This window comes from Clostridium sp. YIM B02551, from assembly GCF_022324735.1.
GTDB lineage: Bacteria > Bacillota > Clostridia > Clostridiales > Clostridiaceae > Clostridium_T > Clostridium_T paridis.
This window is the reverse complement of sequence record NZ_JAKGTF010000012.1, coordinates 94,573-111,577: the sequence shown is the minus strand read 5'-3', so window position 1 is coordinate 111,577 and position 17,005 is coordinate 94,573. Positions and strand designations below refer to the sequence as shown.

The 17,005-nt window shown below is 30.4% G+C and carries 16 protein-coding genes; 3 read left to right on the top strand and 13 right to left on the bottom strand.

Going from position 1 to position 17,005, the window contains the following annotated elements; genetic code table 11:
• Window positions 1–3: 3 nt before the first annotated feature.
• Window positions 4–1,107, top strand: a complete 1,104-nt coding sequence (locus L1S47_RS15205; RefSeq protein ID WP_238884348.1) for an endospore germination permease — start codon at window positions 4–6, stop codon at window positions 1,105–1,107.
• 15 nt (window positions 1,108–1,122) lie between these two features.
• Window positions 1,123–1,257, top strand: coding sequence for a hypothetical protein (locus L1S47_RS20660; protein WP_275297858.1), 135 nt, complete (start codon window positions 1,123–1,125; stop codon window positions 1,255–1,257).
• A gap of 46 nt (window positions 1,258–1,303) precedes the next feature.
• Here L1S47_RS20660 and L1S47_RS20655 read toward each other — a convergent pair whose 3' ends face one another.
• The 13 genes from L1S47_RS20655 to cdaA form a co-directional block, all read right to left on the bottom strand.
• A complete protein-coding gene (locus L1S47_RS20655; protein WP_274601378.1) occupies window positions 1,304–1,438 on the bottom strand; it encodes a clostri-philic family protein in 135 nt (44 codons plus the stop codon).
• A 57-nt stretch (window positions 1,439–1,495) separates the two neighbouring features.
• Window positions 1,496–2,755: a metallophosphoesterase gene (locus L1S47_RS15200; protein WP_238884347.1), complete on the bottom strand. Its 1,260-nt coding sequence runs from the start codon at window positions 2,753–2,755 to the stop codon at window positions 1,496–1,498.
• Between the two features lie 226 nt (window positions 2,756–2,981).
• Window positions 2,982–4,331, bottom strand: coding sequence for a phosphoglucosamine mutase (glmM, locus tag L1S47_RS15195; RefSeq protein WP_238884346.1), 1,350 nt, complete (start codon window positions 4,329–4,331; stop codon window positions 2,982–2,984).
• A gap of 209 nt (window positions 4,332–4,540) precedes the next feature.
• A complete protein-coding gene (locus tag L1S47_RS20650; RefSeq protein WP_274601380.1) occupies window positions 4,541–4,666 on the bottom strand; it encodes a hypothetical protein in 126 nt (41 codons plus the stop codon).
• Window positions 4,667–4,696: 30 nt separating this feature from the next.
• Window positions 4,697–5,530, bottom strand: a complete 834-nt coding sequence (locus L1S47_RS15190; RefSeq protein ID WP_238884345.1) for an AIM24 family protein — start codon at window positions 5,528–5,530, stop codon at window positions 4,697–4,699.
• A gap of 162 nt (window positions 5,531–5,692) precedes the next feature.
• Entirely contained in the window at window positions 5,693–7,474 is a 1,782-nt protein-coding gene (locus tag L1S47_RS15185; RefSeq protein WP_238884344.1) for a M3 family oligoendopeptidase, read from the bottom strand.
• Window positions 7,475–7,570: 96 nt separating this feature from the next.
• Complete coding sequence (locus L1S47_RS15180; RefSeq protein WP_238884343.1) at window positions 7,571–8,797, bottom strand: ABC transporter permease; 1,227 nt, start codon at window positions 8,795–8,797, stop codon at window positions 7,571–7,573.
• Window positions 8,797–9,708 (bottom strand): ABC transporter ATP-binding protein, encoded by a 912-nt coding sequence (locus L1S47_RS15175; protein WP_238884342.1) that lies wholly within the window; start codon window positions 9,706–9,708, stop codon window positions 8,797–8,799. Before L1S47_RS15175 ends, L1S47_RS15180 begins: the two co-directional genes overlap by 1 nt.
• A 187-nt stretch (window positions 9,709–9,895) precedes the next feature.
• Window positions 9,896–10,963: a butyrate kinase gene (gene buk, locus L1S47_RS15170; protein ID WP_238884341.1), complete on the bottom strand. Its 1,068-nt coding sequence runs from the start codon at window positions 10,961–10,963 to the stop codon at window positions 9,896–9,898.
• Window positions 10,964–10,984: 21 nt separating this feature from the next.
• The gene (gene ptb, locus L1S47_RS15165) at window positions 10,985–11,890 is read right to left on the bottom strand and encodes a phosphate butyryltransferase (RefSeq protein ID WP_202769317.1); all 906 of its coding nucleotides are present in this window, start codon (window positions 11,888–11,890) and stop codon (window positions 10,985–10,987) included.
• Between the two features lie 232 nt (window positions 11,891–12,122).
• Window positions 12,123–13,721: an NAD(P)/FAD-dependent oxidoreductase gene (locus L1S47_RS15160; protein WP_238884340.1), complete on the bottom strand. Its 1,599-nt coding sequence runs from the start codon at window positions 13,719–13,721 to the stop codon at window positions 12,123–12,125.
• Window positions 13,722–13,849: 128 nt separating this feature from the next.
• Window positions 13,850–15,058: a CdaR family protein gene (locus tag L1S47_RS15155; protein WP_238884339.1), complete on the bottom strand. Its 1,209-nt coding sequence runs from the start codon at window positions 15,056–15,058 to the stop codon at window positions 13,850–13,852.
• Window positions 15,025–15,882: a diadenylate cyclase CdaA gene (cdaA, locus tag L1S47_RS15150; protein WP_238884338.1), complete on the bottom strand. Its 858-nt coding sequence runs from the start codon at window positions 15,880–15,882 to the stop codon at window positions 15,025–15,027. The genes L1S47_RS15155 and cdaA overlap by 34 nt, the downstream gene beginning before the upstream one ends.
• A gap of 158 nt (window positions 15,883–16,040) precedes the next feature.
• Between cdaA and L1S47_RS15145 the strand changes: the two genes are divergently transcribed.
• Complete coding sequence (locus L1S47_RS15145) at window positions 16,041–16,979, top strand: hypothetical protein (RefSeq protein WP_238884337.1); 939 nt, start codon at window positions 16,041–16,043, stop codon at window positions 16,977–16,979.
• Window positions 16,980–17,005 lie beyond the last annotated feature (26 nt).

The window sequence follows — 17,005 nt, the reverse complement described above, 5'->3', positions numbered from 1 at the left end:
AGAATGCAAAAGATTTCAAACTTTCAATTATTTTCTCTAATGGTTTTGTATGAGATTGGAAGCACCATTATTTTTGGGTTCGCTGCAGAAGCTGGAAGAGCTGCCTGGATTTCCGTTTTGATATCAACCTTTATAGGATTATTAATAAATTTACTCTACCTTTATTTATCAAAGGCTAATCCTGGTTTGACTTTAATTGAATGGTTTCCAAAGCACCTTGGAAAGTGGATAGGATTTCCTATTGCTTGGTTCTATGTTCTTGAGTTTATGTATGACGGGGGACGGGGATTACAAGATTTAAAACTATTAATTCCAAATACAATTCTCCCTAGAACCCCAAGCTTTGTAGTACAGATAATATTTATGCTCGTTATTGTTTATGCTTTATATGCAGGTCTTGAAATAATAGGAAGATTAGGTGAATTATTTCTTCCAATTATATTAATACTTTCAGTTCTAGAAATTATATTAATATTTTTTTCTGATACTGTGCATTTTCAGTATCTCAAACCTTTTTTAGATAAAGGTTTTAAGAATATATTTAACTCAGTTTTTCCCTTAGGAATAACTCAGACCTTTGGTCAAACAATTGAATTCTCAATGATTTGGCCAGAAGTAAAAGATCAAAACAAACTAATTAAAAGTACTTTACTTGCAACCTTAGTATCAGGATTGTTTATTGCGTTACTTGATATTTTAGCTATTATTGTTGTAGGGGCAACTACCTTTTCCAGAAGCAATTTACCTCTATATAGATTAATCAGAACTATTAGCATAGGTAAATTCATCGAAAATCTAGATGCTATAAATGTACTATTCTTTCTAACAACAGCATTTTTCAAATTATTTATTCATATATTTTGCGCAATTAAAGGTGTACAGAAATTACTTTATACAAGTAATAAAAATAAAACAATTATTCCAGTTTCCTTGATTGTATTGTATCTTGGAACAAATATGGCTGCTAGTGGCCCAGAACATATAGAAGTAGGTGTAAAAATAGTACCCTATAATTTGTGGTTTCCTTTATTTTATGTTCTACCTATTCTGTTATTTGTATTTATCCTTATAAAAAAAGCGTTGCACAAAAAAGTTTTATCTACATAAAGGTGGTTTTAGTAAATGATTGACTTTTTATTCTCCTGGAAATCCTATGTTATGCTTGATAAGCCTTGGTTACTGCCACTGCTTCTTTTAGTTTTATCCATATCTCTATCAACTTTTACAATTATGCGTGAAAAAAGAAATAATACATAAACGAAAAAATCTACAAGCAATACACTTGTAGATTTTTATTTAATTCTTATTTAATTTCTTCTCCATTAAAGTTTTCATATTCAGCTGGTTTTTTATCAGTACCTCTATTATTTTGATTGTTATGCAATTTTTGCCTTCTTTGACCTTTTTGTAATGCATTATTTTCTCTTCTTTGTACCAAAACTATCACTCCCTTCAGCTATATTTTTTGCCTAAGAGATTTTTTTAATTCTCTTTTTTATCTTTTTTGTGCTGATGGGAATAAATATTCTATACAAAGCATTATATTATCAGTTATAGTCTTAATTCTAGATTTATTCGTTGTCTCAAAAGTAGCGGTTAAATAATCTTCACTTTCATGTCCAAAGGATTCTAGTGCTTTTATTTTAAGATTATATTTTGTATTTTTCATAAGACCTGTTAACTTAACAGATAGTTTAGACTTTGACTTATTTAAATAAAAATCTGAAAAAGCTAAAAATTCCTTATGAATTTTACCGGTAATTTTATTAACAACTTCAATTTTATAAGAATGAATAAAATCTTTATGCTTCCCTTGATTAAATATTATAGTTACTGAATCACTTGTAACATCTTTCAATTTAACCATTTTACCTTTAAAGTATGGTTTAATTCCAAGTTTATATCTATCATCAGTATATTTAAACTTAGACTTATCTCCAACCTCTTCCAATACCCATGGGGTATTTATAATCTTTTCATTTACGAAATCTAGGGCTTCAATTATAACTTTATTATCTTCAGATACGCTTATTAATAATCCTTGTGAAAACTCATCAGCTCTTGGTGGAATACTTCCATTCACCTTTCCTTTTTCCATCTCTATATAGCTAACAGATGCAGTTCCTATAGATGTGAAATCTTTTTGATGTATTGATCTAGGATCATTTAAAGGATGATGTGAATGTCCTGTAAATGTTACAACCTGAGGATAATCCTTCAAAACATTGTAAAATGATTTATTACTCCACTCTTCACTTCCATACACAGTACCTTTTATATGCTGGTGAACCGTAAAAAATATTGGTTTCTTAGGATCGTCATTTTTTGCTATCTCAAGTCTTTCTTTAACCCATTTTAATAATTTTGAAGTAAAGTGCCCATCCCTCCATCTGCCTTCTGTGCTCACAGAAATAAAATGGAATCCTTTTATAATTTTATGAGAATGAATTAAACCACCTGTAAATTCTTTAAACCTTTTTTGAGCCATTTTAATAGGCAGTCCATTCCAATAATCATGATTTCCCATAACAAAAATCTTTTCTGCACTAGGATTTCCATATTCATTATATATATTTTTAAATTTAATATATTCTGATTTTTTCCCTCCATGCGTAATGTCCCCTGCAATGATCATGGCATCTAGTTCAGGTCTTAATCTATTTACTACTTCTAAAGCTTTTTTAAATTTTTTTTCATCTTTTGTAGTTTTACTTTTTAGATGAACGTCACTTATTACAGCAAATGATATATTCATTTCTTTATTCTCCTTTGAAATAAGTCATTCAAAAATTATATATTGAAATATATTCAATATTATAGCTAGAAGTTCATTTAAGGTAGATTTTTCAAGGTATAATTTTTGTTTCTTTAGTATAATTTTAAGCTAATTATATCAACTTCTCTAATTTATTTAAATAGGAAAACCGTAACAAAAATGCATTTTATTACGGTTTTCCAATATAGTAATATTTAATTATTTACTAAGCATTAGCTTTTTTTAAGATTAATTCTGCTAGTTCGTTAGCCATTTTATCTATTTCTTCTTGGTTTTCCCCTTCTAACATAACTCTAACTAGTGGTTCTGTACCTGAAGGTCTAATAAGTACTCTTCCACAACCATGAAGTGCTTCTTCTATCTTCTTTATTTCAACTTTAATTTCTTCATCTGTTTCATGAATATCTTTTTTATCATTAGGTACTTTTGCATTAACTAAAACCTGTGGCAATTGATGCATTATACCTGCTAATTCGCTTAATGATTTTCCACTTCTCTTAATTGTTGAAGCAACTTGCAAAGCAGTAACTAGTCCATCTCCAGTAGTATTATATTCTAAGAATATAATATGTCCTGATTGTTCTCCACCTAATACATGACCACTTTTCATCATTTCTTCTAAAACGTATCTATCTCCAACCTTAGTTATAGATGTTTTGATTCCTTCCTTTTCACAAGCAAGCATTAGTCCTAAGTTACTCATTACTGTAACAACTAAAGTGTCATCCTTTAATCTTCCCAATTCCTTAAGATGCTTTGCACATAAAGCCATTATAAAATCACCGTCAATTAATTTACCAGTTTCATCTACCGCTAAACATCTATCAGCATCTCCATCAAATGCAAAACCTACATGGCACCCTTTTCTAACTACATAATCCATTAACTCTTCAGGATGTGTTGATCCACATTTTTCATTTATATTAGTTCCATCTGGATTATCATTTATTACATATACCTCTGCTCCAAGATCTCTGAAAGCTTTAACTGCAGCTGAATAACATGCCCCATTAGCACAATCTAATGCAACCTTTACTCCTCTCAAATCTACAGAAATAGTTTCTTTAGCAAATTCTATATAATCTTCTAGCGCACCTACTTCTTCTATTCTTCTTCCTAAATCAGGTCCTATTGGAGAAGGTACTTCTTTAAATCCTGTTTCTATTACTCTTTGTATTTCATCTTCTAATTCATCAGAAAGTTTATATCCTTTATCATCAAAAAACTTAATTCCATTATATTCAACTGGATTATGAGATGCTGAAATCATTACTCCTGCATCTGCTCCATATTTTCTTGTTAAGTATGCCACAGCTGGTGTTGGTATAACCCCTAATGAAATAGCTTCTGCTCCAACAGAAAGTATACCTGCTATTAATGCTGATTCTAACATATCTCCTGAAATTCTAGTATCTTTAGCAACTAAAATCTTCGGTTTATGAGTTCCCTCCGTTAACACATAAGCTCCTGCTCTACCTAAGTTATATGCTAGCTCTGATGTAAGCTCAGTATTTGCTATTCCTCTTACCCCATCTGTTCCAAACATTCTTCCCATATAAAATTACCTCACTCTTTCGTTTTAAGTAATAAATTTTTCACAAATATAATTATACAAAAAATACTTACTTGATACAACTTTACAATATAAACATTTTCACAAAACCCTATAATTCCCTTTGAAATCACTTATTTCACTATATGCATAACTCTATAAAAGTGTCCGTAATTAAGGGTAGCTCTATCCTAAAGCCACCCCCTAATGTTCTATTTATTCTTTTTTTCTTCTAACTTATTCATCTTCTCTAACTTTTCAATTTTTATATTCATAATAATTCCACCGATTAAAAGTGCTCCTACTAATACTAAAGATATAACAACTTCGATACTCATTTTTCTTCCTCCTTACAAACTTTTTGAGCTTTAAACATTCGTATCTATATCACCATGAGGCTTAGATTCATATTCTAACCCCTTTGTCTTTAGCTCATTATATATATTTTTAGTTGGAATAAGCCATATTTGTCCTGTTCCTCTATAAACATTAAGTAATCCTTCTCCTGCAGTTGCAGTTCCAACTATTGATTTAGTACTTTTCTCAACAGTAAATTCAATTTCACCACTTCTTAGTATAGCAAAATTACCATCTACTTTTAAAGTATCATTTATCAATGTACACTTAAAAATTTCTTTTTCTGGAACAGGTATTTCTAAAACAACTATTCCACTTCCTGAAAGTTTAGTTTGAAAGTATCCTTCTTCACCAAAAGCCATTGCACTAATTCTCCTGACTCTAGCAGCCCCTACTTCAATACTACCTTCACATGCAAAAAATAATCCATCATCAACTATTATTTCTTCATCTTCTAACTCTATTAGTGCAAAATGTCCAAAGCTAGGTTCTAAAAATATCTCACCTGTACCTTCACACTGTGGCTTAAATAAAGGTTCTCCTGTAACTTTACTTGCAAATATTTTTTTACCCAATCCAACTACGCCGCCTACTTTATTGCTAATAGTTATGTCGCCCTTCATATAGCTTAAAGTTCCTGGGCCTATATTCACAGAGCTCTCATCTAAAATAATCCTAACCTGCTTTAATTTGATTCCAGCATCCCTCATATATTTTAGTTTGATGGCATTATCTATATCGCTGCCACCTTCTAATGCGTCATATTGAAGTATTTGAAATGTTGAGTCATTGCTCATCTCACTAAGCATAGTAAGTTTATTAGTTATATTAAGCGAAGTTCTCACAGAATCACCTCTTGTTATTAATAATACTATTTTACAACCTTTAACAAAATTTCACAACTAATAATCCTCTTAAGTTATTTTTTAATTTTCTTATATTATAATATCAATGGAAGCTAATTTTTAAGTACCCTTCAAATTTAGCTTCCATTTTAATTTAAAATATTATTTTATTTTTTTGCTTAGTTCTATAAATTCCTCTATATCTTCTTCAATTGTCTTAAGAGAACTTCTCCAGAAATCTGCATTTGTAATATCAATTTCCATAACCTTAGCCACATCTTCAAGCTTATTTTTCCCTGTAATAGCTAATAATTTCTCATAGTCTTCTGTGAACTTATCCCCGCTATTTAAATACTTAGCATATAATCCTTTTGCAAATAATAATCCAAATGCATAAGGGAAATTATAAAAATTACTGTCTACATAATAATAGTGAGGTTTCCAAGTCCACATATATGGATGAAGATATTTTTCATCTAATCCATCTCCATAGGCTTCTTTTTGTGAATTTATCATTATCTCTTTAATTTCATCTGCAGATAATGCTCCATTTCTTCTTCTCTCAAATACTTCACTTTCAAAAAGGAATCTTGAATATATATCAACTATTACTTGAGTACATCCGCTTATTTCTGTTTCAAGTATTGAGAAGGCTTCTTCAGGATTTCCTCTCTTAATTCCTGCTTTTTTTACTATTGTTTCACAGAAAGTTGATGCTGTTTCTGCAATTGGCATTGGATAATCAGAATTTAATACTTTTTCTTTCCCTAGGCATTCACCATGAAATCCATGACCTAATTCATGCGCAAGTGTGACAACATCATTAAAAGAATTTCCATAGTTTAAAAGTATTCTACTTTCTCCTATGAAGTGAAGATTTTCACAAAAACCCCCACCTACCTTTCCTTCCTTTGGCATGAAATCTATCCATTCATTTTCATAAGCCCTTCTTGCAAAATCTCCGAGATGCTTACTAAAGGTTCTGAAATTATCTTCCACAAAAGCCTTTCCTTTTTCACAGTCAAATTCCATATCAACCTCTGATACTGGAGCATACAATTCATAGAATGGAAGGCCATTTTTATATCCTAATAATTCAGCTTTTCTTCTCAAGTATTTTCTAAAGCTTGGAAGATACTCTTTCATTGCTGTCATCATTGCATTTAAAGTTTTTTCTTCCATTCTAGAATTTATAAGAGTCATCTCTAAAGGTGATTTATATCCTCTCATATCACTTATAGTAAGTGCTTCTCCCTTAATTGCATTTAACGCAGCTGCTACTCCATCTTCAACTTTTTTGTAAGATTTAATTTCAGCCTCATAAGCTTTTTCTCTTACTTTTTTATCTTTATCATAGGCCATTGTAAGTATAACAGTTAAAGGTAATTCCTTAATTTCTCCATCCATCTCTATTTCTACTTGTAGATTTGAAATTAGTGAATCTTTAAGTTTCAGCCAAGCAGTAGATCCTGTATTCTGCATTTTAGCTATAACGCCCTCTTCTTTATCACTAAGAACATATTTATCCATCTCAATTTTTTCTTTTAAGAAGAATTCATATTCCTTTAGAACCTTAGATGAAGAAATTAACTTATCAATATGTTTTATTCCTCCAATCCATTTATCTAATTTTGCATTTGCTTCTGCCATATTACTTAAATTTTGATTTAGTATATCAGATGCTTTTAATGCTTCTGAATTCTTAGTGTTTACACTTAATGAAAGTTCTATAAAAGAACCAAGCTTAAAGAAATAATTCTTTAATTCACTAGTTTTCTCTATATAGTTTTCTATTTTATTTAATAAATCTTCATAATTACTTGTTATTTTGCTTACCCAAGCATTATATTCCTCAATCAAACTACTAGTATTCTTTAGATCCTCTTTAAATTCTATACTCTCAAATGATTCGTATAGTTCTTTTAAACTCCAATTCAAGCTCATAATATTCCTCCTACAATCTTATAAGAATTTAACTCAATAGCTAAATATTTACTTAAATTATATCATAAGTTTATCCATTAATTGAGGAATATATAATTATATTAATATATCTCTCTTAGTGAATACCACATGAGATATTATATAGAATACTATAGTTGTTATTACCATTACTGCTATCCCAAAGGCTAAGGTCATATTAGGATTATTATATTGGACTGCCATGCTTCCACTTAAAAGTCCCCCTGCATCTCCATAAGATGTAAATAAGAAATTAGCTATTTTTTTAACTGGCGATAAAACTTGGGATAATATCTGTACAAGTACAAACACACATGTTGTTACTGCCATAGAAATCATACTAGTTTTAAATAGTGATGAAATTAAAAATACAAATGAACAACATACAATTATAAATAATATCTGAAGGAGAAACATTCTAATTGTAAAATTCCACTGTGGTATCATTTCTCCCGTCCCAGCAACTTGAACTAGTGGATGCGCACCGTCTTGTACTTTGCTCATATCAAAAGCATATTTTGTATTAAACATCATAGGCATTTTTGCATATCCAAAGCCCTTAAATAATCCTATTAATAAGAATGCCACAATCTCAATTGATAATATTAAACTTACACAACTTACCACTACTGCAATAAACTTTGATAATAATACCTTTGCTCTTGATACTGGTTGTATTATTAAGAATTTCATAGTTGGAGGCGTAAATTCTCCTGAAACCATATCACTCATAAATATCGCAATACCTACTGCTAAGAATACCATTCCTAATATTTGCATAATTCCTTCAATAAAATTAAATCCTTTAATCTGCCATGATTCTATAGGTTTTAAATCATTGGCCTTATAATAATTTAGTTCATCTAATCTTGTTTTAAGTTGAGCCTTATACCTATCAGGTTGTGTTTCATCATTTATTTGTTGCTTTAAGCTAGTTATTTCTTCATCTAAATTTGTCCTCCAATCATCTGTAACTTTACCTTCTTTTATTTGTTTTTCTAATTTATCTAGTGCTGCCTGAGCTCTATCTCTGCTTGCTTTAAGATCATTCTTCTTTGCCTCCACGCTACTATCAGAACTTGATTTTGACTCAAGCTGCTTCATATCTTGATCCAACCAGCTTATACTTTCTTTTAAGGATGCTACTCTTCCTTCAGGTGAATTTGCTTTTTTAGCTCTGTTTTCACTTATGTTACTCCCGATAAACAATAGTGCTACAAAGGCTACAAATAATATTGAAACCACATAGGTTTTTCCTCTTCCAAATATCTTTCTTAATTCATTTTTAGTTAACGTAAATAACATTACCTTATCCCTCCTTCCACAAGTTCCATATATCTCTGTTCTAACCCCTTGTGTTTTCTATAAATCTCTATAATTTCTATATCCTTAGCTACTAATTCTTGTATTAATTTAGGAGAATTACCTTTATCTATGGAAACTACTACTTCTCCATCGTATATATTAACACTATGAATAATTCCTAATTCCTTTATAATTTTAACAGCCTTATCATCATCAGTAGTAACAATAACCATAGTATCTTTTTGTGTTGCTACTCCATCCTCATTTACCATCTCAACTGATTTAATTTCTCCACCATTAATAAATGCAACTCTGTCACACAAATGTTGTACTTCACTTAATATATGCGAAGAAACAAATACAGACATTCCTCTTTCTTTTGCTGCATTCTTAACTATTTCTCTAAAATCAAGTATTCCAGATGGATCTAATCCATTTGTAGGTTCATCTAATATCATAAGCTTTGGGTTTCCTAGTAATGCTGCTCCTAAACCAAGCCTTTGCTTCATTCCTAATGAATATTTTTTAACTTTATCCTCTATTCTATTTCCTAACCCTATAAGCTTAATAACTTCTTCAACTTCTTCCTTTGGTACTTTTCTTATTCTTGCGATTTGCATAAGATTTTCTCTTCCTGATAAGTATCCATAAAGTTCTGGATTTTCAACTACCGCACCTAAATTAGCTAATGCTTTTTCCCTATCTTTTTGTATATCATGCCCTAATATTTGTATAGTTCCTTCATTTGGGGCAATAAGTCCTACAAGCATTCTTATAGTTGTGGTTTTACCTGCACCATTTGGTCCTAAAAACCCAAATATCTCTCCTTCTTCCACAGAAAAAGAAACACCCTTTATAATTTCTTTTTTTCCTAGTTTCTTTTTTACGTTTTTTACTTCTAATACTTTCATACATCTTCCTCCCTTCACCTAATTTATGTTACCAATAACTTCTAACCATAAAATTAACATTCCCTTAAGTTTTTCTTAAAATAAAAGTATAAAAATCCTAAGATTCCTTCATAAAAATGAAATATTTAGAAAAAAAGAGCAGAAATCAACTAATTTCTACTCTTTTAAACTATATAATAATTCTATTTTAATATTCTTTAGCTGTTTCTTCTCCGCTAAGTACTCTTATAGCACCTTGAGCTAAAGCTAAAAGTTCATCTTCTCCTGGATATACTACAACTGGTGCAATCCAGCTAACTTTCTTTTCTATAGCTTCAGTAACTTCCTTACCATATGCGATACCACCAGTAAGAATTATAGCATCTATTTTACCTTCTAATACTACTGAATATTCTCCTATAGCTTTTGTAACTTGATGAATAAATGCTCCATAAACTAACTTTGCTTCTTCATTTCCTTCGTTTACTAATTTTGAAACGTCTCTAGCATCGTTAGTATTTAGGTAAGCTACATATCCGCCTTTACCAACAATCTTCTTATAAAGTTCTTCTTCAGTGTATTTTCCACTAAAGCATAACTTAATTAAGTCTCCAGCAGGAGTTGATCCAGCTCTTTCTGGAGAAAAAGGACCTTCTCCATCTAAAGTATTATTTACATCAATAATTCTACCAGCTTTATGAGCTCCTACAGATACTCCGCCGCCCATATGAACAACAACTAAGTTAACATCTTCATATTTTTTATTATGTTCTTTAGCATATCTCTTTGCTACAGCTTTTTGGTTTAGTGCATGGAATATAGATTTTCTTGGAAGTTCAGGTACTCCTGATAATCTAGCTACATCTATTAATTCATCAACAACAACTGGATCAACTATAAATGCTTTTACTCCTATTTCTTTAGCTATTTCATTAGCCAATATAGCTCCAAGATTTGAAGCATGTTGACCATATGCTGCTACCCTTAAATCTGCTAGTAAAGCTTCATTTACATTATAAGTACCACCAGGTATAGGTTTTAGCATTCCACCTCTACCTACTACAGCACTTAGGGATTTAATATCAAAGTTTTTATCTGCTAAAACTTTAAGAATTACTTCTTTTCTAAAATCCTTTTGTTCAAAAATTGATGCATATTTACCTATTTCTTCTGCTGAGTGTCTTAATGTTTCTTCAAATAATTCCTTTTCATCCTCATAAACACCTATCTTTGTAGATGTAGAGCCTGGATTAATGATTAATAGTTTGTAAGCCATTTTATAATCCTCCTTAAATAATTATTTACTTTCTGCAACTAGTGCTGCAAGTGCTATTGAATTAACCTTAGTTTCAACAGAATCTGCTCTAGAAGTTAATATAACTGGGGCTGAAGTTCCTACTAAGCATCCTCCGTTTCTTGAATGAGAAAGATATGTTAAACATTTATACATTACATTTGCTGTTTCTATGTTTGGTAATAAGAATATATCTGCCTTTCCTGCAACTTCTCCAGTAACATTTTTATGATGAGCTGCTTCTTCTGATAAAGCATTATCAAATGCTAGAGGTCCATCAATTACGCATCCCTTAATTTGTCCTCTTTCTGACATTTTAGATAATAGTGCTGCATCTACTGTAGCTGGCATATCTGGATTTACTACCTCAACTGCACAAATTGGTGCTACCTTTGGAAGTTTAATTCCACATGCTCTAGCAACTTTAACTGAGTTATTTACTATATCAATTTTAGCTTTAAGATCTGGGTAAGTATTAAATGCAGCATCAGTTAAAAATAGTAATCTATCTAACTTATCAACTTCAAAAACTGCTACATGAGACATTAATTTTCCAGTTCTTAATCCAACTTCTTTGTTTAAAACACTTCTTAAAAATGTAGCTGTATCAACTAAGCCTTTCATTACCATATCAGCTTTTCCACTTGATACCAATTGAACAGCAAATAAAGCTGCCTTTTTAACATCTGCTTCATGAATAATTTCAAACTTCATTAAATCCATGTCTATCTTTTTAGCTATTTTTTCAATCTCAACTTTATCCCCTACTAAAATAGCATCCGCAAAACCTTGTTCCTTTGCTTCTTTAATAGCCTCAAGTACTGGTTCGTCTTGCGCAACAGCGACTGCAACTTTTTTTGTTTTTACACTTTGTAACTTTGATAATAAATCGTCAAAATTCTTGCTCATTATTACACCTCTTTAATTTATTTTAAATACTTTTCTTACACATTTAGTTGTTTAAGGTATATTTTGTGAAATAAATTGTTAATTTTATAACAATTCATTTTAAAAATATCCACTTCTATTTTATCAGAAAAAATACACAAAACATTATTTTTCAGAAAATTTAGATTATATATAATTCATTATACATAATATAGCTTCTAAAATTTTAGAAGCTATATTATTCTTATACCATTTAACATGGCGCATATTTTTTAATTAATTTTTCAGCTACCTTTAACCCATCCACAGCTGCAGATATAATGCCTCCTGCATATCCTGCCCCTTCTCCTGCAGGATATAAACCTTCTAAAGATATACTTTGAAGATCTTCATTTCTAGGAATTCTAACTGGTGCAGATGTTCTTGTTTCGATTCCAGTCATTATTGCATTTTCTTCAGCAAAACCATTTATTTTTCTATCAAAGGCTACTAGTCCTTCTTTAAGAGAATTTACAACAAATTCAGGTAAGCATTTTCTCATATCTGTTAATTCATAACCCGGTTTATAACTAGGCATGACGCTACCAATTTTTTGTGATCTTGTATCCTTTAAAAAATCTCCTATCAATTGTACTGGTGCAATAAAGCTTCCTCCACCAGCTTTGTATGCTAATTCCTCATATTTTCTTTGAAATTCTATGCCTGCTAACGGAGATTTACTTTCGAAATCTCCTGGTGCTACAGTCACTACTATTGCTGAATTAGCATTTTGCTTATCTCTTGCATGATAGCTCATACCATTTGTAACTAATCTTCCCTCTTCTGAAGCTGTTGCTACTACTAAGCCACCAGGACACATACAAAAAGAGTATACCCCTCTTCCAGTTTCTTTAGATGTATGCGAAAGTCTATATTCTGCTGCATGCAGTTTGGGATGTCCTGCATATTTTCCATACTGATTTTTATCAATTAGTTCCTGAGGATGTTCAACTCTAACTCCTATGGCAAATGGTTTTTGTTCCATATGTATTCCACATCTATTTAACATTTCATAAGTATCCCTTGAACTATGCCCAATTGCTAAAATAAGAGTTTCACAGGAGATTTTCATTTCATCTACTTGTATCTCTTTTATTTTTCCATTTTCCATAGTTATATTATTCAAGGTAGAATTAAAGTTTACTTCTCCTCCTAAAGACTTTATTTCTTCCCTTATATTTTTCACAACCTCTTTTAGTATATCTGTTCCAACATGAGGCTTAGCCTTATATATTATTTCTTCAGGTGCCCCACCTTTAACCAATGCCTTAAGTACATAACTGCATCTAGCATCTTTTATTCTAGTAGTCAACTTACCATCAGAAAATGTCCCTGCTCCACCTTCTCCAAATTGTACATTTGAATTTTCTTTTAGCGTCCCGTCTGCCCAAAATAAATCCACTGTCTTACTTCTATTATCTATATCTTCTCCTCTTTCAAAAACTATTGGCCTATATCCTTTTCTAGCTAGTAAAAGAGCTGCAAATAATCCTGCAGGACCCATACCAATTACTACAGGTCTAGTGTTTAATTTTTTAGTTCCTAAGTTAAATTCTTCTTCATATACTTCGTCTTCTATTTTTACATCTTTATCATTTATACTCTTAACTAATTGTTCCTCATTTTCCATAGAAACTTCAATGCAATAATTAAGCTTTATACTATCCTTTTTTCTAGCATCTATTGATTCCTTTATTATTCTAATTTCAGGTAAGCTTTTTACCCCTATTCCTAACTTCTTTGCAACTTTTTTTGTTAAGGATGAATTATCCTCTTCTATATTTAATGTTAAATTATTTATTCTAATTGCCATAAGTCCTCCTAATAATCTATATAGACATAAAGGTTATTTTAACATAAAAAAAGTCTTCAGTAAATTTTAAGGAAGAAATTATATGTTGCATTATAGCTATAATTTCTTCCTTTTACCTTTTAAAAATTCTACTTTTTCGTTATTACAACTGTAACTTTTTCTGGTGGTGAAATTGTAATATTATTAGAATTACTTGACGTTATCTTAGGTGTTAAATCATAAGTTCCTTCTCCCAAGCTTGATAAATCTATTTCACCTTTAAACATATCAGGTGTAATTTTATTAACATTACTTTCTAAACCACTTATTGTTACCTTTACTTGCGTTTTATTCAATGAAGATGCTAACCCATCTCCTAATGATTTCACAGTAATTGGTACCATGATATCTTTGCTTATTATTTTTTCTAACTGAATATCAACATTAACTGCTTTAGTTTGAGAAGTAACTCCATTTGGGAACTTCAAATTAACCGTAACACTTCCACTTGAAGTTATCTTGGATAAGTCAATTGCTTCAGTATCTATTGAAGCAATGTTATCTATAACCCCTTCATTGCCCTGAAGCTCAATATATTCATTTTCAGGTAATATAGATTTTAATGATAGTCCACTTGGAAGATTACCCGTAGTTATGACATTAACCTTAATAGGTTTTAATTGTCTAACTGGTATTGTTACATCAATATTAGCTGGCTCTATATTTATATTTCCTACCGTATTATTACTACTATCCACTGGAACTAATTTTACAGATGTTGAAAAATCCTTGTCTAAATTTAAGAAGTCTCCTTTAGCTACAAGACTTGCTACAGAATTCACATATTTCGATGGTCCTGAAATTGTTCCTTTATTTGCTGATAAGGTTGGTTCGCCTGCATAATATTCTTTTCTGGTAGAAATATTCAATTCATTTTTAATTGATATGGTTTTAGTTTCTAATTGATCTATTACTATAGTGACTCTCAAAAACCCGTCATTTTTTATATTTATATTTGAGGGATAATCTACTATCTCCACAGGAACATTATTTTGACCTTTTTTTAAAGCATATGACTCAAGATCTGCAGTAATTTTAAACTGTTCCTTTTTTACGGAATATACTTCCGATGATGGTCCTTCTAACTTTAAATCCACGTATACTTTTTGATTTGGTTCTAACACCAAACCTGAATTTTTTAATGTGCCTTCATTCAAAATCTCCACAGGTACTTTTTCAAGGGTATATGTCCTGACAGGACTTTCAACATTTGATATGTATAGCCATAAACCAAAAGAAAGTATTACACAAATTATTTGTATTATTATTTGTTGCCTTTTGCTAACTTTTTGATCCATGTTTTCACCCTTTCCCCAGCAGTTTTAACCCTTCTATTTTGCTTGCTTTCAATTACTTTTGTTAGAACAGTTCTTAGTTTCTCTTTATCATAATTTCTTGTTAATCTGCCATTTATAGCTAAGGAAATTGTACCTGTTTCTTCTGATACAATAACAATTATTGCATCTGATACCTCTGAAATCCCTATTCCAGCTCTATGCCTTGTTCCAAGTTTCTTGTTTATCTCCCCATTTCCTGTTAAAGGGAGTACACACCCGGATGCTATTATTCTGTTTTCTCTAATAATTGTTGCCCCATCATGCAATGGCGTATTAACCACAAAAATATTTTCTAATATGGCTGAAGAGACTATCCCATCTATTTTTGTTCCTGTTTGTATAACTTCTCCTAACCCAGTGCTCTGTTCAATTGCTATTAATGCTCCTGTTTTAGATTTTGATAGAGATTCTACTGCATTAACTATCTCATTAATTACTTTACCTAATTCTTCTTTATCTTGAATGGGATGAATATCATCAAAGGCTGTTCTGCCTAAATGCTCTAGTGCTCTTCTTATCTCTGGCTGAAATATAATTACTATTGTTAACACTCCAATTGTTATTGTTTTACTAAGGATTACATAAAGCATATTTAATCTCAATACGTAACTAATTGGAATAAGTGCCACAATTAAGATAATGCCCTTTAATAATTGCTCAGCTCTAGTTTCTTTAATAAGCATATATCCTTTATAAAATATAAAAGCAACAACTAAAATATCCAAAACAGACCAAACGGATATATTTTTAATTGTATTTACAGTTAAATTCAAGAAATCTTGCACCTCATCTCACCCCTTACAATATAGCTTCTCTACTTTAGATTATACACCAATTTGCAGATTCTTAATATATAACTCTAAGGAAATTATTAATAAATTAGAATTAATTTTTCCAAATTAACATAATATTAAAATATAATATTTTTTATGTGGAGGCATCAATGAAATTAAAAAAGAACTTTTATTATCTAATTATTATAGCCATAACCTTAATACTTATATCCTTCTTTATAGCAAATTACTTTATCTCACAAAATAAAACATCCAAGCTATTAAATACACTTACTACTATTAATACATCATATGATACTCTTTTAAAAGAAGAAAAATACGATTTTAACTCCTCTTACACTATTGGACAATCCTCTGCACTAAAATTAGATGAAGCTTACAAAAAGTCTAGCGCCTTATCTGGTAAATATGCAGATTATTTACCTCTTTTAGAGCTTTACAAAAATTTTTATTCTAATTTTAATCTTCTTAAAGATAAATCAAATTCTTCGCCTGAATATATTAAGAACCTTACTTCTTCAATTCAAAATCTCGAGGATATAAAAGATTTTTATGATTCACACAAAAGCATAGTTTCTAAACTTTCAGGTTTTAATAACTTTTATGAATTTAACAATCAACTGTTAACTAATTTATTGGATACATCAAAAGATTTATTGAACTCCGATATAACAAAGCTTATACAAAGTGACTATAATTATGCTCTTAATAAGTTTTATGCAAGCGCAAGTTTATTGACTCAAGATTTAAAGCCAGCATTAACTCATTGCTATGATACTAAAGGTTCCCTAGATAATATTCTAAATGATATATACAAAAAACAAGCAACATTAGAAGAGTTACTAAAAGATTGCTCTACATTATCTGTACCTCAATCTTTATATTCTAGTTATGAGGATTTTCAATCTATAATTAACCTTTGCTCAATATACTTAAATTCTATGCGCGAAACTATTGTAAGTGAATCTTCTTCTCCTTCATATGATAAGAATATTGATGACATTTATGACAATGCTTTCTCCAAAAGACAAGACCTAATTTCCTCATTAAATACTTATAAAGAAAAATATTCTAATATTATTAAATAAAAAATGTATTATCCACTTAAAATTGG

Excerpts from the sequence above, each read along its gene's own strand:
- ptb (WP_202769317.1), bottom strand. The coding sequence starts at position 11,890 with ATGAGCAAGAATTTTGACGATTTATTATCAAAGTTACAAAGTGTAAAA.
- L1S47_RS15200 (WP_238884347.1), bottom strand. The coding sequence starts at position 2,755 with ATGAATATATCATTTGCTGTAATAAGTGACGTTCATCTAAAAAGTAAA.
- L1S47_RS15145 (WP_238884337.1), top strand. The coding sequence starts at position 16,041 with ATGAAATTAAAAAAGAACTTTTATTATCTAATTATTATAGCCATAACC.
- L1S47_RS15155 (WP_238884339.1), bottom strand. The coding sequence starts at position 15,058 with ATGGATCAAAAAGTTAGCAAAAGGCAACAAATAATAATACAAATAATT.
- L1S47_RS20650 (WP_274601380.1), bottom strand. The coding sequence starts at position 4,666 with ATGAGTATCGAAGTTGTTATATCTTTAGTATTAGTAGGAGCACTTTTA.
- L1S47_RS20660 (WP_275297858.1), top strand. The coding sequence starts at position 1,123 with ATGATTGACTTTTTATTCTCCTGGAAATCCTATGTTATGCTTGATAAG.
- L1S47_RS15180 (WP_238884343.1), bottom strand. The coding sequence starts at position 8,797 with ATGTTATTTACGTTAACTAAAAATGAATTAAGAAAGATATTTGGAAGA.
- buk (WP_238884341.1), bottom strand. The coding sequence starts at position 10,963 with ATGGCTTACAAACTATTAATCATTAATCCAGGCTCTACATCTACAAAG.
- L1S47_RS15185 (WP_238884344.1), bottom strand. The coding sequence starts at position 7,474 with ATGAGCTTGAATTGGAGTTTAAAAGAACTATACGAATCATTTGAGAGT.
- L1S47_RS15205 (WP_238884348.1), top strand. The coding sequence starts at position 4 with ATGCAAAAGATTTCAAACTTTCAATTATTTTCTCTAATGGTTTTGTAT.
- glmM (WP_238884346.1), bottom strand. The coding sequence starts at position 4,331 with ATGGGAAGAATGTTTGGAACAGATGGGGTAAGAGGAATAGCAAATACT.
- L1S47_RS15175 (WP_238884342.1), bottom strand. The coding sequence starts at position 9,708 with ATGAAAGTATTAGAAGTAAAAAACGTAAAAAAGAAACTAGGAAAAAAA.
- L1S47_RS15160 (WP_238884340.1), bottom strand. The coding sequence starts at position 13,721 with ATGGCAATTAGAATAAATAATTTAACATTAAATATAGAAGAGGATAAT.